General features: G+C 68.0%; 18 protein-coding genes. 9 read left to right on the top strand and 9 right to left on the bottom strand.

Annotated elements, in window-relative coordinates; genetic code table 11:
• Window positions 1-157: 157 nt before the first annotated feature.
• From HMF7854_RS11410 to HMF7854_RS11450, 9 genes are all read left to right on the top strand, one after another.
• Entirely contained in the window at window positions 158-583 is a 426-nt protein-coding gene (locus HMF7854_RS11410) for a sugar 3,4-ketoisomerase (RefSeq protein WP_126719204.1), read from the top strand.
• A complete protein-coding gene (locus HMF7854_RS11415; protein WP_126719205.1) occupies window positions 580-1,677 on the top strand; it encodes a DegT/DnrJ/EryC1/StrS family aminotransferase in 1,098 nt (365 codons plus the stop codon). The genes HMF7854_RS11410 and HMF7854_RS11415 overlap by 4 nt, the downstream gene beginning before the upstream one ends.
• 31 nt (window positions 1,678-1,708) lie before the next feature.
• Window positions 1,709-2,137 (top strand): acyltransferase, encoded by a 429-nt coding sequence (locus HMF7854_RS16180; protein WP_221766443.1) that lies wholly within the window; start codon window positions 1,709-1,711, stop codon window positions 2,135-2,137.
• A 276-nt stretch (window positions 2,138-2,413) separates the two neighbouring features.
• Window positions 2,414-5,593 (top strand): TonB-dependent receptor, encoded by a 3,180-nt coding sequence (locus tag HMF7854_RS11425; RefSeq protein ID WP_126719207.1) that lies wholly within the window; start codon window positions 2,414-2,416, stop codon window positions 5,591-5,593.
• 93 nt (window positions 5,594-5,686) lie between these two features.
• Window positions 5,687-7,195, top strand: a complete 1,509-nt coding sequence (locus HMF7854_RS11430) for a tryptophan halogenase family protein (protein WP_126719208.1) — start codon at window positions 5,687-5,689, stop codon at window positions 7,193-7,195.
• Entirely contained in the window at window positions 7,192-8,712 is a 1,521-nt protein-coding gene (locus tag HMF7854_RS11435) for a tryptophan halogenase family protein (protein ID WP_126719209.1), read from the top strand. Before HMF7854_RS11430 ends, HMF7854_RS11435 begins: the two co-directional genes overlap by 4 nt.
• Window positions 8,709-9,770 carry a LacI family DNA-binding transcriptional regulator gene (locus HMF7854_RS11440; RefSeq protein ID WP_126719210.1) on the top strand — a complete coding sequence of 354 codons (1,062 nt, stop codon included), beginning with the start codon at window positions 8,709-8,711 and terminating at the stop codon, window positions 9,768-9,770. The genes HMF7854_RS11435 and HMF7854_RS11440 overlap by 4 nt, the downstream gene beginning before the upstream one ends.
• Window positions 9,767-10,945: an MFS transporter gene (locus HMF7854_RS11445; RefSeq protein ID WP_126719211.1), complete on the top strand. Its 1,179-nt coding sequence runs from the start codon at window positions 9,767-9,769 to the stop codon at window positions 10,943-10,945. Before HMF7854_RS11440 ends, HMF7854_RS11445 begins: the two co-directional genes overlap by 4 nt.
• Before the next feature lie 80 nt (window positions 10,946-11,025).
• Window positions 11,026-13,497 carry a glycoside hydrolase family 3 protein gene (locus HMF7854_RS11450; RefSeq protein ID WP_126719212.1) on the top strand — a complete coding sequence of 824 codons (2,472 nt, stop codon included), beginning with the start codon at window positions 11,026-11,028 and terminating at the stop codon, window positions 13,495-13,497.
• A 7-nt stretch (window positions 13,498-13,504) separates the two neighbouring features.
• On the opposite strand, the gene uvsE is transcribed toward HMF7854_RS11450, so the two are convergent.
• The 9 genes from uvsE to cyoA form a co-directional block, all read right to left on the bottom strand.
• Window positions 13,505-14,665 (bottom strand): UV DNA damage repair endonuclease UvsE, encoded by a 1,161-nt coding sequence (gene uvsE / locus HMF7854_RS11455; protein ID WP_126719213.1) that lies wholly within the window; start codon window positions 14,663-14,665, stop codon window positions 13,505-13,507.
• Window positions 14,662-15,732: a single-stranded-DNA-specific exonuclease RecJ gene (locus HMF7854_RS11460; RefSeq protein ID WP_126719214.1), complete on the bottom strand. Its 1,071-nt coding sequence runs from the start codon at window positions 15,730-15,732 to the stop codon at window positions 14,662-14,664. Before HMF7854_RS11460 ends, uvsE begins: the two co-directional genes overlap by 4 nt.
• A gap of 401 nt (window positions 15,733-16,133) precedes the next feature.
• A complete protein-coding gene (locus tag HMF7854_RS11465; protein ID WP_126719215.1) occupies window positions 16,134-16,667 on the bottom strand; it encodes a response regulator transcription factor in 534 nt (177 codons plus the stop codon).
• Window positions 16,664-17,977 (bottom strand): ATP-binding protein, encoded by a 1,314-nt coding sequence (locus HMF7854_RS11470; protein WP_126719216.1) that lies wholly within the window; start codon window positions 17,975-17,977, stop codon window positions 16,664-16,666. The genes HMF7854_RS11465 and HMF7854_RS11470 overlap by 4 nt, the downstream gene beginning before the upstream one ends.
• Window positions 17,977-18,636 (bottom strand): SURF1 family protein, encoded by a 660-nt coding sequence (locus tag HMF7854_RS11475; RefSeq protein ID WP_476712811.1) that lies wholly within the window; start codon window positions 18,634-18,636, stop codon window positions 17,977-17,979. The genes HMF7854_RS11470 and HMF7854_RS11475 overlap by 1 nt, the downstream gene beginning before the upstream one ends.
• A gap of 44 nt (window positions 18,637-18,680) precedes the next feature.
• Window positions 18,681-19,067, bottom strand: coding sequence for a cytochrome o ubiquinol oxidase subunit IV (cyoD, locus tag HMF7854_RS11480; protein WP_126719217.1), 387 nt, complete (start codon window positions 19,065-19,067; stop codon window positions 18,681-18,683).
• Complete coding sequence (gene cyoC / locus HMF7854_RS11485) at window positions 19,064-19,702, bottom strand: cytochrome o ubiquinol oxidase subunit III (protein WP_126719218.1); 639 nt, start codon at window positions 19,700-19,702, stop codon at window positions 19,064-19,066. The genes cyoD and cyoC overlap by 4 nt, the downstream gene beginning before the upstream one ends.
• Window positions 19,699-21,702, bottom strand: coding sequence for a cytochrome o ubiquinol oxidase subunit I (gene cyoB, locus HMF7854_RS11490; RefSeq protein ID WP_126719219.1), 2,004 nt, complete (start codon window positions 21,700-21,702; stop codon window positions 19,699-19,701). Before cyoB ends, cyoC begins: the two co-directional genes overlap by 4 nt.
• A complete protein-coding gene (cyoA, locus tag HMF7854_RS11495; protein ID WP_239016950.1) occupies window positions 21,695-22,876 on the bottom strand; it encodes a ubiquinol oxidase subunit II in 1,182 nt (393 codons plus the stop codon). Before cyoA ends, cyoB begins: the two co-directional genes overlap by 8 nt.
• Between the last annotated feature and the right edge of the window lie 3 nt (window positions 22,877-22,879).

Here is a 22,879-nt window from a genome sequence, read left to right on the forward strand (position 1 = left end):
AAGCGCACGCCCGGCCGGGGATGCCCCGAACATTCTTGCGTGCGCTTGAAGCCGTCGCCAAGGCGAACCTCGCCCGCATTATCCTGTTGGCTCCGCACCGAAACTGGGCAATGCCAGCGGGCAGTTCCAGCTTCCTCTCGAAGGCGCCTCCACCCGAATGTCCCAGCCCTCCCTCTCGGACTGCACGCTCCAGCGCCTTCCCGTCTACGGTGACGAGCGAGGCCAACTCGCCGTGATCGAGGGCGAGGCGCTGATCGGCTTTCCGGTAAGGCGCGTCTATTATCTGTTTGGCACGGTCGGCGCGGTAAGCCGGGGGTTCCACGCCCACCACCGCCTCCAGCAGCTCGCCATTGCCGTCCGGGGCTCGTGCCGAATGCTGCTCGACGACGGGCGCGAGCGCACCAGCATCTGGCTCGACGATCCCGGTAGCGCGCTGCGGTTGCCACCGATGATCTGGCACGAGATGCACGACTTCAGCGACGATTGCGTCCTGCTGGTGCTCGCCGATTACGAATATGACGAGCGCGACTATATCCGCGACTATGCCGAGTTCCGCCGTCTTGCGGCGGGAGAGTCGGTATGATCCCGTTCCTCGACCTCGCGGCTGCCACCACCGAGCTGCGCGCCGGCATCGACGAGGCCGCCGCTCGCGCCCTCTCGTCGGGCTGGTACATCGGTGGCCCGGAAGTCGAGGCCTTCGAGAAGGAGTTCGCCGACTATTGCGGCGCCAGCAACTGCGTCGGTGTCGGCAACGGCCTGGACGCGCTCCACCTCGTCTTGCGAGCGCTCGAGATCGGGCCGGGCGACGAGGTAATCACCGCGAGCAACAGCTATATCGCCACGCTGCTCGCCATCTCGATGACCGGGGCGACCCCGGTGCTGGTCGAGCCCGATCCCGCCACGTTCAACCTCGACCCAGCGCTGGTCGATGCCGCGATCACACCGCGTACCAAGGCGCTCCTTCCCACCCACCTCTACGGGCTTCCTGCTGATCTTGATCCGTTGCTCGAGATCGCCCGCCGCCACCGCCTCTTCCTCGTCGAGGATGCCGCGCAGGCGCACGGCGCGCGTTACGGCGGCCGCTGCCTCGGCGCGCATGGCCATGCCGTCTGCTGGAGCTTCTACCCGTCCAAGAACCTTGGTGCGCTGGGTGACGGGGGCGCGGTGACGACCGACGATCCCGACCTTGCCGAGCGTGTTCGCGTCCTCGGCAACTATGGGTCGCGCAAGCGCTACTATAACGAAGTTCAGGGCGTAAACTCGCGGCTCGACCCGCTCCAGGCCGCGGTGCTGCGGGTCAAGCTCAAGCATCTCGACGACTGGAACAAGCGCCGTACCGCTCTTGCGAGCCTCTACCGTGAACGCCTGTCTGGGCTCGACCTTGTTCTCCCCGCGGAACCTGACGGGACGCAATCCTGCTGGCACCTGTTTGTGGTCCGGAGCGCCCGACGCGATGCGCTGCAGCAGCGGCTGACCGCTGCCGGCGTCCAGACGCTCATCCACTATCCCGTCCCACCACACCGCCAGCAGGCCTATGCCGGCACGGCGTGGAACCAGGCCAATTTACCGATCGCCGACCTCCTAGCCGGGCAGGTGCTGAGCCTGCCGATCGGACCGCATCTCCCCCTCGAGGCGGCCGAGCAGGTCGTCGCCGCGGTGCGCGCCGCGCATGATTGATCCCGCCGCTCTCATCCATCCGCTGGGCGCGGTGGCCGACGATGCGACAATTGGCCCGCGCACCCGCGTCTGGCAATTCTCCGTCGTGCTCGCCGGGGCGGCGATCGGTGCCGACTGCAACCTCAATGCGCACACGCTGGTCGAAGGCGGCGCGCGGATCGGCGACCGGGTGACGCTGAAATGCGGCGTCTATGTCTGGGATGGGGTCCAGCTCGGCGACGACGTCTTCTGCGGCCCCAACGCGACCTTCACCAACGACCGTCGTCCTCGCTCGCGCCAGCGGCCCGAGGCCTTCCTGTCGACGATCGTCGAGGACGGCGCGTCGATCGGCGCGGGGGCAATCATCCTGCCCGGCCTTCGGATCGGCGCACGCGCGATCATCGGCGCCGGCGCCGTCGTCACTCGCGACGTTCCGGCCGGTGAGACCTGGGTCGGCAACCCCGCCCGCCGACTCGGCTGACGCGTTTCGCCACGCAGGCCGCAAGCTGAGCGGCAAGACTGAACGGTGGCGTTCGGCGACTTCGGGCCAGCGTGTGAAATCCCCGGGATTCAAGCAACAAGCGAGCCTTTGTGGCGCAAAAGCCACAAGAAAGGCTGACACCGGAATGGATATTGTGAACATTCACAATCTGAGGTAGCAGTGTCACCAACATGTCAGGAAAGGCATGCGCGGATCTGACGGGTGCCGGGGGCCGGTAGACACGGAGGGCCGCGAAAAGAGGGGAGAATTACCGGGATGACCCGTATCGCCGCCCGAGTCGCGGGCCTGCTCTGCACCACCATCATCGCCTCGCCAGCGTTTGCGCAGGAAGCGCCGCCTTCGTCGCCGTCGCCGGCCACGACCACTCCGCCGGCGGTCGCCGCGGGCGCGCCGTCCGACCAGACCGACGCCAACGCGATCGTCGTCACCGGCATCCGCGCGAGTCAGGCCAAGTCGATCGACATCAAGCGCAAGGCCGACGCGATCGTCGACGCAATCACCGCCGAGGACATCGGCAAGCTCCCCGACGTTACCATCACCGACTCGCTGCAACGCATTCCGGGTATCCAAGTCCAGCGCAGCGCCGGCGAAGGCGCGACCCTCAACATCCGCGGTCTTCCGCAGGTCTACACGCTCATCAACGGCGAGCAGTACCTCTCGCCGGGCAATCTCGGGACCGCCCAGCCGAACCTTGACGACGTCCCCGCGCAGCTGCTCGGCGGCGTGGTCGTCTACAAGTCGGAAGACCTCCGCAACGCGCTCTCGGGCGTGTCCGGCACAGTCGACCTGCGCACCCGTCGCCCGCTCGATTTCCGCAACGGGCTGACCGTCTCTGGTCAGGCCGAGTATGATCGCGGCACGCAGACCAAGGGCAAGGACTATCTCACCAGCGGCCTCGTCAACTATCGCCACGGCAACTTCGGCGCGCTGATCAGCGCCGCCTATTCCAAGGCGACCCTCGGCAACAACTATGCCGGCTGGGGCGGTGGGATCTTCGGCAACAACGATTGGGGCGGCTCGGGCCAGAACTGGATCGCGCCGCACGGCTACGAGACCTTCCATCGCGAGGTCGAGCGTCGCCGTCTCGGTATCTCGGGCGCGGTTCAGTGGGAGATGGTGCCCGGCCTGACCTTCACCGGCGAGGGCTTCTACACCAAGTTCATCGAGCATGACCTGCGCGCGGGCATGAACATCTCGAACCGCTGGACCGGTCTCGGCTGGACCACTCCGACCCAGAGCCAGACCACCTCGGTCAACGGCAGCAACGGTCAGCCCTGGCTCGACGTCGACCAATACGACCTCGACGCCTGGTGGGTGAACTCGTTCAGCGTCAACCGCAGCATCCATTCAAACTCGAAGGATTTCAGCGGCGAGCTGAAGTGGGACAATGGCGGCGCCTTCACCGGCTCCGTCCGCGGCATCTACGCCAAGGCCAACTACCTCAACACCAACGGTCAGGTTCAGGGCGATCTGTCGAACTGGCAGTATTACCCGGATCGCACGTTCACGCTGTTCCGCAATCCCGCCGACCGCACTCGCGGGACCTTCTACCCGTCGAATATCGCCTCGCAGTATCCGGGTCGCTACTCTAACGCGATCGTCGGCTCGAACGGCGGCCGCTACGTCAACCCGAACCCGCAGGGTTATGCCGGCGACCCGCTGCTGCACATTGACCTCAGCAACAACGACGTGCGGTGGAGCGGCTTCAACACCGTCCTGCCGACCGTCGGCGGCCTCGGGCCGGGCAAGAGCCTGGCCGATTATATGGCCAATCTCGGCAGCTACACCGTCGCGGCGTTCAGCTCCGAGGGCAACAACCGCAACAACTCGGACCTCTACGCGCTCCGCGCCGACGGCAGCTACGACTTCGAGAAGCATAGCGATGGCGGCCTGTTCGGCTTCCTCGGCCGGGTAGACTTCGGCGCCCGCGCCTCCCGTCGCAAGACTTCGATCGTCGTCTATCACCTCTTCTCGCGGCTCTATGCGGGCCAGGCGAGCGACCCGGCGGGCTGCGCCGTGCAGTGGAAGGCGATCGACGTCGTGCTCGACAACACGTCGGGCTGCACCGCCGGCGAGCAGGTACCGAACCCGGCATTCAACCCGGCGCTGCCGGTCAGCGCGGCCAACCCGCAGACCATCTTCCAGGGCTACACCGCCTGGAAGCCGACTGCGCTCAACCAGTACAACAACGTCTATTTCCTGTCGGACTTCGGCAGCCAGACGAAGGGCTTCCCGGGTATCTGGGTCGCTGACCCGAAGGACTTCAACGATCCCCTCGCCTTCCAGACGCGGGTGTTCGGCAATGCCTTCCCGGTCATCATCCCGGGCTCGACCTATGACGTCACCTTCCACGACGTCAGCTTTTACGGCAACGCGGCGCTCCACTTCGGCGACAACATCAAGGCCAATGTTGGGCTGAAGGCGATCCGCACCCGCCTGAACGTCAAGCAGAACCAGACCGGCCCGACGGTGCCCTATGGCGACACCAACACCGACACCGGCGACACCTTCACCAAGAACAGCTACTGGGACTGGCTGCCGTCGGTGAACGCGCAGTGGGACATCAACCGGCGGATGAAGCTGCGCGCGGCCTTCGCCAAGACGATGATGCCGCTCGATCTCGGCAGCTATGGCGGCGGTCTTACCATCGCTACCAACGATGCCCAGTGCGACCCGACCAAGCGCGTCGCCACCGACGCGCCGTGCGGCCAGCGGCAGGTCACCAGCGCCTCCTCGGGCGGCAACCCGTTCCTGGAGCCATGGCGCGCCACCAATTATGACCTGGCGTTTGAATGGTACCCGGGTCGCGCCTCGATCGTGAACGTTGGCCTGTTCAAGATCGATATCGCCAGCTTCGTCACCACACAGACGCTCAACGACGGCCAGTTCCCGGACAGCGACGGCGTGATCCGCCGCACCGTGCCGTTCACCCGCCCGGTTCAGGGCCGCAGCGGCAAGCTTCAGGGCATCGAAGCGGGCACCAAGCTGGCGTTCAGCGACCTGACATCGCCGGGCAATTTCCTGCATAACTTCGGCATCGACGCGAATTTCACCTACGCGCCGAACAAGGACAAGTCGTCCGGCCGACAACTCGACGGCGAGTATTTCCCGTTCCCGGACAACAGCAAGTTCCAGTACAACGCTGCGCTCTGGTACCAGGACAGCCGCCTGCAGGCCCGCATTGCCTACAATCGCCGCTCGCCGCGCCTCAGCGGTCGGGTCGACGGCATCCCGATCTTCCAGGACACCGCGCAGTACGTCGACGTCAACGTCACCTACGCGCTGACGCCGAACATCTCGCTCTATGCGAACGGCTCCAACATCCTCGGCGAGATCGAGAAATACTATTACCAGTTCGACAAGAAGCATCAGCAATTCTCGTCGTCGAACCAGTTTGAACCGCGTTACTCGATCGGCCTCCGCGCGAAGTTCTAACGGGCCTCTCCTGCCGGCGGCGTGCTGCGGCGCGCCGCCGGTTTTTTTGGCTCCTCGCCAAACGGACGGACAATGACTAGTCAGTCCCCCAGCATGAGCGACGCCGACCCTGCCCGGATCGCCTCGGTCCTGATCGTCGGCGGGGGTACCGCGGGCTGGATGGCGGCCGCGGCGCTCGCCAAGCATTTCCATGGCTCAGGCCTCGTCATCACCCTCGTCGAGAGCGACGAGATCGGCACCATCGGGGTCGGCGAGGCAACCATCCCGACCATCCGCCGCTTCATCGCCCGCCTCGGTCTCAGCGACGAGACGGTAATGCGCGCCACCGGCGCCACCGCCAAGCTCGGCATCTTGTTCGAAGACTGGCACCGCAAGGGCGAGGGCTTCATCCATCCCTTCGGCCTCTATGGCGAGGACTATGGCGAACTCGGCTTCCACCACCTCTGGCTGCAACGCCGGCGTGGCGGCGACGAGCGCCCGATCAACGACTATTCGTTCGGCGCGCAGCTTGCCGAGCGCGGGCGCATGGCGATCCCGCCGCGCGATACGCCGCGCACTCCCTTCGCCGTGTTCGACTGGGCGCTCCACCTCGACGCCGCCGCCTTTGCCCGGCTGCTGCGCGACTATGCCGTCAACAGCGGGGTCAAGCGGGTCGAGGGCCGCATCATCTCGGTGGAGGCGGACGCCGGCATGGTCCGCAGCGTCACCCTCGCCGACGGAAACACGCTCGCCGCCGACCTCTTCATCGACTGCTCGGGCTTCCGCGGCCTGATGATTGAGAAAGCGCTCGGCGTCGGCTTCGAGGACTGGAGCGAGTGGCTGCCGTGCGACGCCGCCGTTGCCGTGCAGAGCGAATGGAAGGCGGGCGATCCCCCGCCCTTCACTCGCGCCAAGGCCTGCGACTACGGCTGGCAGTGGCGGATCCCGCTCCGCCATCGCGCCGGCAACGGCTATGTCTATTCGACCCGCCACCTCAGCGCCGACGAGGCGACCGCGGCGCTGCTCGCGGATCTCCCCGGCAAGCCGCTGCGCGATCCGCTGTCGATCCCGTTCCGATCGGGCCGCCGCACCCGCGCCTGGCAAGGCAACACCGTCGCGCTCGGCCTCGCCTCGGGCTTTCTCGAGCCGCTCGAGAGCACTTCCATCGCGCTGATCGAAACCGGGATCGAGCGGCTGAAGGAGCTGTTCCCGACCCGCGACCTCGACCCCGCGCTCGCCGACGAGTTCAACGACGCCACCGCTCGCGAGATGGAGCGGGTGCGCGACTTCATCATTCTCCACTACAAGCTGACCCGGCGCGACGACACGCCTTTCTGGGTTCATTGCCGCGACATGGCAGTACCACCGACACTGGAGCGCAAGCTTGCGCTGTGGGATGCCCGCGGCGAGTTCGTCCGCTATCGCTGGGAGATGTTCCACCCGGCCAGTTGGCTCGCCATGTACGCCGGCTTCCAGCGCATTCCCCGCTCGCTCCACCCGGCGCTCGCCACAGTCCCGGCGGGTCTCACCGGCGAGGGCCTCGACCGCATCCGCGCGGTGATCGATCGCCAGGTCGCCGCCTCGCCCTCCCACCAGGCGTTTCTCGACAAGGTGCACGGATGAACGAGGAGAGCGGCCGGCCGATCAGGAACCTGTGCATCGTCGGTGGCGGTACCGCCGGCTGGATCGCCGCTGCGCTGCTCGGCCACTATGCCGGCCACCTGTTCCGCATCCGCCTCGTCGAATCCGAGGAGATCGGCACGATCGGAGTCGGCGAGAGCACCATCCCGCCCTTCCTCCAGCTGATCGCCCGCCTCGGGATCAGCGAGAGCGAGTTCATCCGCGAGACCCAGGCCAGCTTTAAGCTGGGCATCCGGTTCGACGACTGGCTCGATCGTGGCAGCTCCTACTTCCACCCGTTCGGCGCGATCGGCGCGCCCAATCCGCCGGTCGATCCCTATCAGCTGTGGCTGCGCGCCCGCACCGCCGACCCCTCGCTCGAGCTGCAGTCGCTCGCGCCCGCCAGCGTCATGGCCGATGCCGGCCGCTTCATGCTCCCGTTCAAGGCCGCGACAACGCCGGTCGGCGGTGCCGCCTATGCGCTTCACGTCGATGCGAAGCGGGTCGCCGCCTTCCTCCGCCGCTTCGCCGAGGGCAAGGGCGTGGTGCGCACCGAAGGGCTGGTCGACCGAGTCGAGGCCGAGGGCGACCAGGTCGCCGCCATCGTTCTGCGCAGCGGCGAGCGGATCGCCGCCGACCTGTTCGTCGACTGCACCGGCTTCCGCTCGCTCCTCCTCGGCCAAGCGCTCGAGGTCCCGCTCGACGACTGGTCCGACCTCCTCCTGTGCGACCGCGCGGTGGTGGTGCAGACCGAGAACATCGGTCCGCCGCCCCCCTTCACCCTCGCTGAGGCGCAGGACGCTGGCTGGCGCTGGCGGATCCCGCTCCAGCACCGCACCGGCAACGGCCATGTCTTCTCCTCGCGCCACATGGGCGCCGACGAGGCCCGCTCCATTCTCCTCGCGAAGGTCGAGGGTCGGCCGGTCACCGAGCCGATGCTGCTGAGCTTCACCACCGGCGCCCGGCGCGAAATGTGGCGCGGCAACGTCGTCGCCGCCGGCCTGTCCGCCGGCTTCATCGAGCCGCTGGAATCGACCGCGATCCACCTCGTCTATCGCGCCATCGACTTCCTCCTCCGCTATCTCCCCGGCACCAGCCGCGCGCCCGAGCTGGCGGCCGAGTTCAACCGGCGAATGACCGGCGACTATGTCGAGATTCGCGACTTCATCATCGCCCACTACAGCCTGACCCGGCGCCGCGACGCGCCCTTCTGGCGCGATGTCGCCTCGATTGAATTGCCGGCCGGATTGCGCCATCGGGTCGCCATGTTCGCCGATGCCGGCATGCTACCCGAGGTTCTCGACGGCCTGTTTAGCGCGGTCAGCTGGCAGTCCGTGCTCGACGGCATGGGCGTGCTGCCGCGCCGCCCGCACCCGAGCGTCGCCAATGCCGAGCCGGCGGCGCTCGCCCGCGACCTCCGTGGGCTCGAGCAGGCGATCGGCCGGACCGTGCAGCAGCTGCCCACCCATCAGGCTTTCCTCGACCAGCACTGCCGCGCCGAAAAACCCCTCGCCGCATGAACGACTTCGCCGTGAAGCCGCCCGGCAAGATCACCATCCGCGAGGTTGCCGCAGCCGCCGGCGTCTCGCTGCAGACCGTTAGCCGGGTCATCAACAAGGGCCCCAACGTCAGCGACAAAGCGCGCCGCCGGGTCGAGGAAGCGGTCGCCGCGCTCGGCTATTCGCCCAGCATCGCCGCTCGGCGGATGGGCGGCAGCAAGTCCTATCTCCTGCTCGCGCTCAACGACCGCGACCGCACCATTGAGACTTGGCAGCTGCGCGAGGGCACCGACTGGGTCGACCAGATGCTGCTCGGCGGCATGCTGACCTGCGCCGAGCACGGCTACCGGCTGATCTTCGAACTGGTCGACACCCACAGCGACAACATCGAGCGCGAGCTGGCCGGGGCGCTCGCCGCGCTGCGCCCCGACGGTGTGATCCTCACCCCGCCGCACAGCGACAACGCGACCATCGTCCGCCTGCTCGACAAGCATGGCGTGCCTTGCGCCCGGATCGGCGGATGGGAGGGGCTCGGCGGCTCGCTGATAAGAATGGACGATCTCGAGGCCGCCGCCCGGACCGTCGAGCATCTCGCCGGCCACGGCCACCGCCGCGTGGCCTTCATCGCCGGCGATCCCGAATACCGGCTCTCCGAGGAACGCGTCGCCGGCTACCGCGCGGCGGTTGAGCGGCTCGGTCTCGACCGCGACCCGGAGCTCCTCGAGCAGGGCGATTTCGGCTTCGAGTCCGGCGCCGCCGCGACCCGCCGGCTGCTCGCACTCGACCGCCCGCCAACGGCGATCGTCGCCAGCAGTGACCAGATGGCGCTGGCGGTGCTAGCGGTCGCCCGCGAGCGCGACCTGATGGTGCCCGACGCCCTCTCCGTTGTCGGTTTCGACGACACGCCGATCGCCCGCACCAGCGTTCCGCCGCTGACCGCCGTCTCGCAGCCGGTCTCGGCGATGACCGCCTGCGCCGCCCGGCTGCTGATCGAAGGCAGCGACAGCGCCGCGCTTCCGCACATCATCAATTTTGAGCTGGCGGTGCGCGCCTCGACCGGCCCCGCACCGCGCGGATGACCACCGACGAACGGCAGCCGACCCGCCTGCTGATCGCCTTTGCCCTTGCTTGGGCGGGCGGCTGCATCGCCTACACCCCCTTCCTCACATTGCTACTGCCGATACGGCTGACCGAGCTGACGGGCAGCGCGGACCGCGACTGGCTCGCGCTGTCGGCGACGCTAGGGGCCATCGCCGCCAGCCTTTCCAACATCCTGTGGGGTTGGCTGAGCGATCGCAGCGGGGTGCGGCGCGCCTGGTTCGGCACCGGCCTCCTTCTCACCACGCTCGGTACCTGGCTGGTCACCCGCGCCGAGGACGCCCCGACCCTGCTCGCCTCGGTGGTCGCCTGGCAGGTGGCGCTCAACATGTTGCTCGGGCCGCTCGCCGCCTATTTCGCCGACAGCGTACCCGACCGCCAGAAGGGTGCGTTCGGCGGGCTGCTCGCCTTCGGCCCGGCCAGCGCCGCGCTGTCGCTGCTCGCCGTTTCGGCCGTCCCGCCGCACCTTCCCGCGCAACTCGCGGTCATCACCGGGGTGGTGGTCGCCTGCATGATCCCGCTGCTGCTGCTCGGCCGGGCAAAGCCGATCGCCGCCCGCGCCCATGCCGCCGCCCCTGCGACCGATAGCCCCGCGCATGGCCGCGCGACTCTCCTCGCGCTGTGGATCGCGCGGCTGGTGGTGCAAGTCGCCGAGGGACTGCTGTTTCTCTTCATCTACTATGTGCTGCGCGAGCGCTCGGGTGGCCAGCTCAGCGTCGCCGAATATGGCCTCGCCAACGCCTCGGTGCAGATGCTCGCCATCCCTGTCGCGCTCGGCCTCGGGCGGGTGTCGGACCGGACCGGCCGGCGCAAGCGCCCGCTGCTGGCGATGCTGGCGATGATGGCCGCCGGCCTTGCCGGCATGGCGATCTTCCACGACTGGACGCTGATCGTTGTCGCTTATGCGACCTTCCTGACCGGCTCGAACAGCTTCCTAGCGCTGCATTCGACCTTCGCCATGCAGAAGCTGCCCCGACCGGCGAACTACGGCCGCGACCTCGGTGTCTTCAATCTCACCAACACCCTGCCCTCACTGACCACGCCGCTGCTCGCCGTCGCCGTGATCGGCCACTTCGGCTATTCCGGGCTGCTCGCCGGCCTCGCCGTGGCAATGGTCATCCCGGCAGCCGTGCTGCTCCGCCTCCGGCTCGACTGATCGTCGCACGACTCCGCTTGCATCGGTCTCCGCTTTCGGCAATTGTGAACGTTATCAAAAAAGATCGAAGGGGGAGAGTCATGGTCGCAACCAAGTGGCGCGGAGCGACCGCGCTGGCCGCAGTCCTGGGCCTCGGCGGGCCTGCCGCCATGAGCCAGGCGCAGGCTCCGGCGCTGAGCCCGGTCGCTCATCCGGCGCGCTGGCCCGTCGCAGCCAGCCCCGCGACCTTCACCGACGCCGCCACCGAGTCGCGGATCAGCCGGATGATGGCCGGCATGACGCTCGAGCAGAAGGTCGGCCAGACGATCCAGGGCGACATCAGCACGATGAAGCCGGAGGATCTCGACACCTATCCCCTCGGCTCGATCCTCGCTGGCGGCAACAGCGGCCCGTTCGGCGACGAGCGCGCTTCCTCCTCGAAATGGGCCGAGCTCGTCCGCCAGTACCGCGCCCACTCGCGCGCATCGGGCGGCATCCCGATCCTGTTCGGGGTCGACGCCGTCCATGGCCATTCCAACGTCCCCGGCGCGACCATCTTCCCCCACAATGTCGCGCTCGGCGCCACCCATGACCCGGCGCTAATCCAGCGGATCGGCGCAGCCGCGGCCGCCGAGGTCACCGCCAGCGGGATCGAGTGGACCTTCGCCCCCACCATCACCGTTCCGCAGGATCTGCGCTGGGGCCGCAGCTACGAGGGCTTCTCGTCCGATCCCCAGCTGGTCGCCTCCTACGCCCGCGCCATGACTCTTGGCCTGCAGGGCTCTTTGGTTGTCGGCCGCCCGGTCGACGGCAACCATGTCGCCGCCACCCCCAAGCATTTTCTCGCCGACGGCGGCACTCTCGGCGGCAAGGACCAGGGCGACGCCCGGATCTCCGAAGCCGAGCTGATCGCCAAGCATGCCCAAGGCTACCCCGCCGCGATCAACGCCGGCGCGCTCACCGTCATGGTCAGCTTCTCCTCCTGGAATGGCGAGAAGAACCACGGCAACCAGTCGCTGCTGACCGGCGTCCTCAAGGGCCGGATGGGCTTCAAGGGCCTGCTGGTCGGCGACTGGAACGCCCATGGCCAGGTCGAGGGCTGCACCACCATCCATTGCCCCGCCGCCTACAATGCCGGGCTCGACCTGTTCATGGCACCCGACAGCTGGAAAGGCCTTTACGAGAACACCATCGCCGACGTTCGCGCCGGGCGCGTCCCGATGGCGCGGATCGACGATGCAGTGCGCCGCATCCTCCGGGTCAAGGCCAAGCTCGGATTGCTCGACGGCCGCCCGGTCCGCGACGTTCCCGCCGAGCTCGGCAGCGAGGCGCACCGGGCCATCGCCCGCGAGGCTGTCGCCAAGAGCCTCGTCCTCCTCAAGAACAACGGCATTCTCCCGGTGAAACCCGGCGCCCGCGTGCTGGTCGCGGGTGACGGCGCCGACAACATGGCCAAACAGGCCGGCGGCTGGACCATCACCTGGCAGGGCAGCGACACCAGCAAGAAGGATTTCCCCAACGGCCGGACGATCTGGGACGGGATCAGCAGCGCGGTCCGGGCCAGCGGCGGCAGCGCCGAGCTCGCCGCCGACGGCCGTTACGGCCAAAAGCCCGATGTCGCTATCGTCGTGTTCGGCGAGCCGCCCTATGCCGAGTTCCAGGGCGACATCGCCACGCTCGCCTACCAGCCGCAGGCACAGACCGATCTCGCGCTGCTCAGGCGCCTCAAGGCCGCCGGGATCCCGGTGGTCTCGGTCTTCCTGTCCGGCCGCCCGCTGTTCACCTCGGCCGAGATCAATGCCTCCGATGCGTTCGTCGCCGCATGGCTCCCCGGCACGCAGGGCGACGGCGTCGCCGACGTGCTGGTCTCCGCGCGCGGCGGCCGCCCGACCCGCGACTTCACCGGCCGACTGCCTTACGCCTGGCCGCGCGACGCGCGCTCGCCGGTCGTCAATCCGCTGTTCGCTCGCGGCTACGGTCTCAGCTACGCCAAGCCGGGCCGGGTCGGACCGCTCGCGGAGACGCCCGGCATCGATCTTTCGCAGGCGCTCAACGTCGAGAGCTATTTCGATCGCGGCCAGACGCTCGCGCCCTGGGCAATGACCCTGGTCGATGCCAACGGATCGCGGCCGGTCCGCGGCGCCGCCTCGGCGAGCCCGCTCTCGCTGGTCCGCGCTCGCCCGGTCGATGTCGCCGCGCAGGAGGATTCGCTCGCGATCGAGTGGACCGGCCCCGGCGCAGTCTCGATCGACGGACCCGAAGCGGACCTCGACCGCCAGCTGACCGGAGCCTTCGGGCTCCAGGCCGACATGATCGTCACCCGCCCGGCGAGCGCGGCCGTCACGCTCGGCGTGGCCGGCCAGGCGCTCGACGCGAGCGCCGCGCTCGGCAAGGCCGGTCCGGTCCACCTGCTGGTGCCGCTGCGCTGCTATGCCGACCGCGGCGCCAACTTCCGCGCGGTGCGCACCCCGGTCCAGATCCAGTCGAGCGGCGCGTTCGGGCTTACTATCCAGCGGCTGAAGCTGGTTCCGATCGGCGCGCCGACGCCTTGCCTGCCGGCGCCGCGCGGCTAGCGGCAGCCTACTCGGCGGCGATCGCCAGGCCCTCGTCGACGTCGGGCTGCTGCTCGGCGTCGACCCCGGCCTCGAGAGCCGCCTCGTCAGCGGCGAGATCGGCGGCGTCGGCCTCGGTAATCCCGAACCGCGCCGCCACGTCGGGCGCGAAGCGCAGCAGGTCGGGCCGCAGCCGAAGCAGGCTCAGGTCCTTCGACTTGCCCTCCAGCATCACGTCGAACACCAGTCCTTCCGCCGTCCGCATGAAGGTCGCGAACTCGAATGGGTTGGTGAAGTCGGCGTGCCCGGTCCAGATCGGCGGGCGGAGCACCGTTTTGACCCGCGCGGTCGCCTTGACCGGTCCCTTGAGCAGCGCCTTGGACTTGCTCGCCTTGCCGGCCTTCGCCGCCTCGCGCTGCTTGGGCGTGATCTTCTGTTTCAGCTCGCGCATCTCCGTCCGCGGTGAGGAGAAGTGCAGCTTGGGCCGCACCCCGTTCGGCCAGGTTGCCATGAACTTCTCGAGCGTGTCGCGCAGGTCCAGTCGCTCGGGGTTCAAGCACCAGAAGTGCTGATAGTCGAACACGAGCCGGACTCCGGTGCGTTCGTGGATCCACAGCGCGTCGGCGGCGGAGAAGCGGATGTCGTCATTCTCCAGCACCAGCCGGCGGCGGACATGCTCGGGGCACTGGCTCCATCCATCGATCCACCGCGCCCGGCTCGCCTCGCGGTCGTCGTAGACCCCGCCGACATGGGTCACCATGACCGCCTCGTCGTCCAGTTCCATCCGGTCGAGCATCTCGGCCTGGCTCGACAGGTCCCAGATGCTCTTGCGGGTAAGCTCCGGGTCGGGCGCGTTCAGCAGCACATATTGCGACGGGTGAAAGGACAGGCGAATGCCGTAGCCCCGCGCCTTTGCCCCGAACGCACGCAGCTCCGCGTTGCTGTCCGCCACCATCGAATGGAACTGCGGCATGTCGGGGTGGGTCGCGTAGGGCGCGATGTCCGATGACATCCGGTACATGTCGATGCCCTCGCGGTGGAGATAGTCGAGCACCGGGTCGAGCAGCTCGAGCGAGCATTTGAGGTGCGGGTCCTTCTGCCAGCGGCGGGTATCCTGTGTCTTCATCCCGCCGCGGCCCATCACCTTGACGGGGAAGCCGAGGCGGAGCGGGTAGCTGGGGTCGGTCATGCTGGCACCTGTGCTTGAGGGAGGCCGAGCCCGGCAATGAACGCGTTCCAGTCGGCGCTTCGGAGCGCGCCGCCGGTCGCCTGGGCGTGGCCGTTGCCGTAGCGCCCGTCGGCATTCGCCGGCCGGTGTTCGGCGAGAAAATCGATGAGGTTGCGTCCGCTCGCCGAGCGCGCGGCGAAATGGACCCAGCCCGCACGGTAGCCGCGATTGGCGGCGATCACGATCTTGTCCTTGAGCCGCATACGCCACTGTTGCGCGACCAGCGGGTGGATCTGGCATTCGCTGTCGAGCTGGATCAGCGCCACGTCGCCGGCGATCTGCGGCGGGGCGCGCTTGGCCGCCTCCATCGCCGTGCGGACCTCGGCCTTGGCGGTATGGAGCGCTAGCGCGTCCTCGCCCGTCCCCTTGGTGATCTCCTTCGGCCCGTCGCTGGAGAGCAGCAGCCGGAGCGCCGGGCCAGCATCCGCCGCGCCTGTCCGCCGCGGCGCGTTGAGCAGCGACACCGCGTCCTTAAGCGCGGTCTTGCCGAACCGCTTTTCCGCGTCGGCGAGTTCGGGGAAGCCGCGTTTCTCCGCCATGTCGCCGATCAGCCCGATCGCCGCCAGCCACAACAATCCTTCGTCGGCGTCCAGCGCGCCCGCCGCCCACCAGGCGAGCAGCGCGGTGGTCGGCTCGGGGTCGAGCCCGTTGCCGCTGATGGTGATCGCGTCCTCGGGCTCACCGGTCGGGACATGGTGGTCGATTACCAGCGTCGGGCAGCCGGGCAGCACCGGCTCGGGCCGGGTGCCCAGGTCGGCGACGATCAGCCCGCCCGGGTCGAGCACCGCCAGCCGGTCGCGGACCGCTTCGTCCCACGGCCCCTCGCCCTTCCCGACGAGCGCCGGCACCGCATGGCGCCCATGAGCCTCCAGCGCCCGCACCAGCAGCGCGGCGGCGCTCAGCCCATCGGCGTCGAAATGACCCAGTACGACCATCGGGCGCGCCGGATCGAACCACGCCAGCGCCTCGCGCATCGCTGCCGCGGCATCGCCGCGCGGGTCTCTGCTGTTGCTGAGGCGGCCGAGCATGAGCGAACAACGTCGTCCCGCCGACGAGGCTCCCGAGCGACCAAGTTTCCCTGCCGCCCGCAATGACGCCAAGCAGAACCCCCGACCACGATACCCGACGATGACGTCGGCAATCGGGCTTAGGTCGCCTGGCCTACTAGACCTCACCGACCATGCGGAAGAATAGGCCAGAGGCTGGAGGCTGCGAAGCAATCCTGAACGTCTCGCTCGCCATCACGGCCTCGGCGCAGTCGCATGAATAGCAAGGCCGGAACCCGGGACTGGTCGTCGCTACGCCCGAACCACACCGGACCGGTCGCCGGCGTGCAGGAGCTGAAGGGAGCGGGAGCCGACTGCCCCAACATGGCCAGCAGAGCCTTCAGCTCCTGCCGCCGGCACGAACCGAGCGCCGCTCGGCCGCCTCAGCTCAGCCGCCGCTTCTCCAGCTTTCGCGCCAGCGTGCGCCGGTGCATTCCCAGCCGCCGTGCGGTCTCCGAAATGTTGAACCCCGTTTCGGACAGCGTCTGGTTGATCCGCTCCCATTCCAGGTTCTTGATCGATGTCGGGCGCCCCGCGACCGGGGCCGAGGCATCACCCTCGCCGTGCCCGAACGCCTCCTCGATGTCGTCGGTGTTGGCCGGCTTGGGCAGATAATAGCATGCGCCGAGCTTGATGGCCTCGACCGCGGTGCTGATGCTGGCGAAGCCGGTCAGCACCACGATCCGGATCGCTGGATCATGCGCGTGGAGCTGCTCGACGCAGCCCAGCCCCGAGGCGGTCCCGAGCTTCAGATCGACCACCGCGAATTCGAACCGCTCGCGGTCGAGGAGCCGCGCGAGCGCGTCGGGGCTCGCGGCGTGCAGCACCGCATAGCCGCGCCGCTCGAACGAGCGCTGCAGCGTCCGCGCGAACGTCGCGTCATCCTCGACAATCACCAGCCGCCGCGTCTCGCTCATGCCTGCACTTCCCTGGCGTCGTCGGAACCCGCGGGCAGCTCAATCCGCACCTCGGCGCCGCGGCCACGCAGGTTGCGCGCCTCGAGCCGGCCGCCGAGCTGGCGCGCGACATTGGCGGCAAGGAACAGCCCGACGCCCCGCCCCTCACCCTTGCTCGACGGGACCGGCCGGCCGATCTGCTCGAGCTGACCGGATGCGAAGCCAGGGCCGCTGTCCTCCACCGCGATGACCAGCCGCTCGCCGCGCCGAACCGCGCGCAGCCCGACCTGTCCGGGCGACACCTCGGCGGCATTCTCCAGCAGGTTCCACACCGCCTGCCGGAGCGCGGGCTCGACAGCCAGCGTGGCGCTGCCGACATCCGCGTCGTCGACCAGCAGCGCGGTCGCGGGATAGGTCACTCGCCACTCCGTCGCGATCGCCTGGACGAATGCTCCGGCATATTCGCGCGCGAGCGGCGCTCCGCGCGGCTCGCCCGCCGAATGGAGGATGTCGGTAACGATCGCCTTGCAGCGCTCGACCTCGCCGCGCATCTCCTCGACTTCGGCGAGCAGCTGGGGATCCTCGCGGATCCGCGGCAGCCGGCGCCAGTCGCCGACCAGCACTGAAAGGGTCGCCAACGGGGTCCCAAGCTCGTGCGCGGCGCCCGAGGCGAACAGCCCCATCCGAACGATGTTCTCTTGCTCCGCCGCCCGCTCGCGAAGCTCGCCCAGGTAAGCGTCGCGGGCTCGCAGGTTGCCGCTGATCCGGCCCATGAACAGGGTCAGCAGCAGCCCCGCCAGCGCGAAACTGATCCATCCCGCGAGACCGTAGAGCAGGCCCGCGTCGGCGACGAGGCTGGAGGGCAGCCGCAACGGCCAGTGAACCAGTCCCAGCGCGGCGTAGAAGAAGGTCGCGAGCACCACCAGCAGCCACACCGACCAGCGCTCGAGCAGCATCGCGCCGAGCACCACCTGGAGCAGGAAGAGGAGGCTGAACGGGTTGGTCGTCCCGCCGCTGAGATAGAGCTGGAGCGCCAGCGCCCCCATGTCGAACAGCAACGCGAAGGTAATCTCGACGTTGGTGATCCGGTGCCGTGGCAGGCTGACCAGTGTGCCGAGGTTCACTGCCGCCAGGAGTGCTGCAATCCCCAGCATCGCGCCGAGTGGCAGCGGCACGCCAAGCAGGAAGTGCGCGACGAGGATAGTCGCGATCTGCCCGGCGACAGCCAGCCAGCGGAGCTGAACCAGCTGACGCAGGTTTTCCGCGGCGGTATCGGGGGTCGGCGGCAGCGCTGCCGCCGGCACCGGAGAGGTCGTGGGCGCTCCATCCATCAGCCGCGCCTCCATACGATCCACGCCCCGGCGAGCGACAGCAACGCCAGCCCGAACCAAGTCAGCGCATATTGGAGGTGCGCGTTGCGGAAGGAAACCACGGTCAGCCCGCCCTGCGGCCAGCCGCCCGGTACCGGGGTCGCGTCGGCATCAATGAAATAGGGTGCCGCCCCGGCAACCCCGCGCGCCCGGGCGATCGCCGCCACGTCACGCGAATACCAGCGGTCGGCGTCCGGACGGTTGCTGCGCAGGAACCCCCCGCCCGGCTCGCTGAACCGCAGCAGCCCGGTAACGGCGACTAAGCCCGGCAGTTCACCCGCCGCCCGGCTCGCAGGCGATCTCCGCTCGGGCGGGACGAAGCCACGGTTGACGAACACGCTGCCCCACCGGGTCCGGAGCGGGGTCATGACCCAGTAGCCGCCGCCCTGTTCGGTCACCGCCTGGACCAGCGTCTCGCGATCGTTCAGCAAGGTCCCCGCGATCCGCACCCGTCGGTATTCGGCATTGTCCCGGGTCAGGCCCGCCCAGGCGCCTGGACCCGGCGCGGGCGCCGGCGCCGCATGAACCCTCTGGTCGACCCGCGCGATGAGGTCGAGCTTCCACGCCCGCCGCTGCACCTGCCACACGCCAAGCCCAGTGAAGAGCGCCACGAGAAACAGCGCCAGCGCGAGCAGCGCCAGCCGCTTGGGCCGGGACCGCTCGCTTACGGAATGCCCCCGTTCCCGCCGGCCGACATCGGCATCATGTTCGAGTTGAGATGGTACATGATCCACAGCGAGCCCACGACCATGATCAGCAGCACCACCGAGGTGAACACCAGCGAGACTAGAGTCCAGCCCCCTTCCGCGCTGCGGTTGACGTGGAGGAAGCAGACGATGTGAACAATGATCTGGATCATGGCCATGGCAACGATCGCGATCACCGTCGCCTGCGCGTTGCCGAGCGCGCCGGTCATCACCAGCCAGAAGGGCACTGCGGTCAGCACGACCGAGAGGAAGAAGCCGATCAGGTAGCTCTTCATCGATCCGTGGCCGGGCGTGTCGCCGTGGGCGTGCAGCGCCGCCTGGCTGTCGGCGTCGGGCGCGCTCATCGCAGGACTCCCATCAGATAGACGAAGGTGAAGACGCCGATCCAGATCACGTCGAGGAAGTGCCAGAACAGGCTGAGGCAGAGCAGCCGTCGCTTGTTCTCGGGGATCAGCCCGCGCTGGGCGAGCTGGACCAGCATGATCCCGATCCAGAGGATCCCGAAGGTGACGTGGGCCCCGTGCGTGCCGACGAGGGTGAAGAAGGCCGACAGGAAGGCGCTCCGGTCCGGCCCCGCTCCTTCGGCGATCAGCCCGGCAAATTCCTTCAGCTCAATGCCGACGAAGGCCATCCCGAACAGCGCCGTGACCAGCAGCCAGACTTGGGTCTGGCGCAGCTTGCCCCGCTCCATCGCCAGCATGGCGAACCCGTAGGTGATGGAGGAGAAGAGCAGCATCGAGGTGTTGACCGCCACCAGCGGCAATTCGAACAGCTCGCGCGGGGTCGGACCGCCCGCATAGCCGGTCCCCAGCACGCCGTAGGTCGCGAACAGCGTGGCGAAGATGAGCGCGTCGCTCATCAGATAGATCCAGAAGCCGAGCAGCGTCGCACCGCCGGTCTCGTGGTGATGGTCCTCCGCCTCGACCTGGTAAAAGGTCGGGTTGGCCGCGCCCTCCGCGGTCACCGCGCCGCCGCTCATGCCGCGGCTCCGGCCAGCGCAGCGTCATGCGCCCGTTCGGTGACGGCCACCTCCTCCGCGGGAATGTAATAGTCGCGGTTGTAGTTGAAGGTATGGGCGATGGAGACGACCAGCAGCCCGGCGAAGGCGATCGCGGCGAGCCACCAGATGTACCAGATCATCCCGAACCCCATGACCAGCGCTAGACCCGACAGGATCACGCCCGTCCCGCTGTTGCGCGGCATGTGGATCGGCTGGAAGCGGTCGCTCGGCCGCTCGTGCCCGCGCTGCTTCATGTCGTACCACGCGTCGAGGTCATGGACGACCGGGGTGAAGGCGAAGTTGTAGGCCGGCGGCGGCGAGGAGGTCGCCCACTCGAGCGTCCGACCGTCCCACGGGTCCCCCGTCGTGTCGCGCAGCTGGTCGCGCTTCATGTAGCCGACAACGATGCTGAGCAGCCCGCCAAGGATGCCGATCGCGATGATCACCGCGCCGATCGCGGCGAGGACGAACAGCGGCTGCATCGTCGGGTCGTCGAAGTGCCGCACGCGGCGGGTCGCGCCCATCAGCCCGGCGACGTAGATCGGAGTCCAGGCGAGCCAGTAGCCGATCACCCACCCCCAGAAATGGACGCGGCCCCAGAACTCGTCGACCTTGAACCCGAACGCCTTGGGGAACCAGTAGTCGATCCCGGCGAACAGCCCGAAGATCACCCCGCCGATGATCACGTTGTGGAAGTGGGCGACGAGAAACAGCGAGTTGTGGAAGACAAAGTCGGCCGGCGGCACCGCGAGCAGCACGCCGGTCATCCCGCCGACCGTGAAGGTCAGCATGAAGGCGACGACCCACATCATCGGCAGCTCGAACCGGATCCGGCCGCGGTACATGGTGAAGAGCCAGTTGAAGATCTTCGCGCCGGTCGGGATCGAGATCACCATGGTGGCGATGCCGAAGAAGCTGTTGACGCTCGCGCCCGAGCCCATGGTGAAGAAATGGTGGAGCCACACCAGGTAGGACAGGATGGTGATGACCACCGTCGCGTAGACCATCGACGAGTAGCCGAACAGCCGCTTGCCGGTGAAGGTCGAGGTCACCTCGGAGAAGATCCCGAACGCCGGGAGGATCAAAACGTAGACCTCCGGATGGCCCCAGATCCACACCAGGTTCCAGTACATCATCGGGCTGCCGCCGTGATCGTTGGTGAAGAAGTTGGTGCCGATGTAGCGGTCGAGCAGCAGCATCGCGAAGGTCGCGGTGAGGATCGGGAAGATGGCGACCGCCAGCACGTTGCTGCACAGCGCGGTCCAGCAGAAGACCGGCATCTTCATCATCGTCATGCCGGGCGCGCGCATCTTGAGAATGGTCGCGACCATGTTGATCGCGGACAAGGTCGTTCCCACCCCGGCGATCTGCAATGACCAGAGATAATAGTCGACGCCGGTGTCCGGGCTGTTCTGGAGGTTGCCGACTGGCACGTAGCCGAGCCATCCGGTCCGCGCGAACTCGCCGACGAACAGCGAGGTCATGACCAGCGCCGCACCCGCCGCGGTTAGCCAGAAGCTCAAATTGTTGAGGAAGGGGAAGGCGACGTCGCGCGCGCCGATCTGCAGCGGCATGACGAAGTTGATGATCCCGACGACCAGCGGGATCGCCACGAAGAAGATCATGATCGTCCCGTGGGCGGTGAAGATCTGGTCGTAGTGATGGGCAGGAAGATAGCCCTGGTTCGCACCGAACGAGACCGCCTGCTGCGCCCGCATCATCAGCGCGTCGGCGAAGCCGCGGAGCAGCATGACGATGCCGAGGATCACGTACATGATCCCGATCTTCTTGTGGTCGACGCTGGTGAACCACTCGCGCCACAGCCAGCCCCACAGCCGGTACTTGGTGATCGCGCCGACCACCGCCAGCCCGCCCAGCGCGACGACGATGAAGGTCACGAGCACGATCGGCTCGTGGATCGGGAAGCTGTCGATCGTCAGGCGGCCGAAGATGGTCTTGAGAAGGCTCTGGCTAAACATTCACGGGCTCCCCGGCGCTCGCCGGCGAATATCTGGGGTCGTTGAAGGTCATGTTGCGGTTGCTGTTGCTGCCCGGGTTGGTCGCCCCAGGCGGCTCGCTGCCGCGCGGCGTGGTGAGGTGCGGGCTGCTGCCCTTCTCCTCCGGGCTCTTCTGCAGCGCGCCCTTGGGCTTGGTGCCGAAGATGGCGTCGGTGTCGCGGCCTGCCGGCATTCCGCCGCCCGACCGCATGTCGCGCGGATTGCCGCCGCCGCCCGCCTGATCGTGGCGCATCATGTCCGACATGCAGGGCTTGCCCGGCTCGACGCAGCGCTCGTAGACCCGCCGGAAGAGATCGGGCGCAACCGACGAGAAATAGATGGGTTTCACCTTCTCGCTGGGGCGCACCAGCTTGGCGAAATTGGAGTCGCTCAGCGGCAGCGGGCTCGCCTTCACCCGGCCGACCCAGCGCTGGAAGTCCGCCGCCGGCACCCCGTGCACCTTGAAGACCATGTCGGAGAAGCCTGCGCCGCTGTAATTGCCCGAGAAACCAATGGTTTCCACTGGCCGGTTGAGGATGGCGTGGAGCTGGCTGCGCATCCCCGGCATGGTATAGATCATCCCTGCCAGCGTCGGCACGTCGAACGTGTTCATCATGTTGGTCGAGGTCATGTCGAACCGCACCGGGACGCCGACCGGAAGCGCCAGCTCGTTGACCGTCGCGATCCCTTGGTCGGGGTAGATGAACAGCCACTTCCAGTCGAGCGAGACGACCTCGATCCGCAGCGTCTTCGCGTTGGGTGCGACCTTCTCGGTGGCCGACGCCTGCTCGATCGGCCGGAACGGGTCGAGCAGGTGGGTGCTCCACCAGGTCAGCGCGCCCAGCGCGATGATGATCAGCAGCGGGGCCGACCAGATCACCAGCTCGAGCGCGGTCGAATGGTCGAAATGCGGATCGTAGGTCGCGTCCTTGTTGCTCGCCCGGTAGCGCCAGGCGAACGCCACCGTGAGGACCAGCACCGGGACGATGATGAGCAGCATCAGCGCGGTGGAGATGAGGATGATATCGCGCTGCTGCTGCGCGATATAGCCCGCCGGGTTGAGCACGTCGGAGCTGCAGCCGGCGAGCAGCGGCAGCGCCACGAGCGCGAGGAACCGGGCAGGCCGGGCGCGAAGGCGAGAGAATCGATCGATCACGAT

This window comes from Sphingomonas ginkgonis (assembly GCF_003970925.1).
Lineage (GTDB): Bacteria > Pseudomonadota > Alphaproteobacteria > Sphingomonadales > Sphingomonadaceae > Sphingomicrobium > Sphingomicrobium ginkgonis.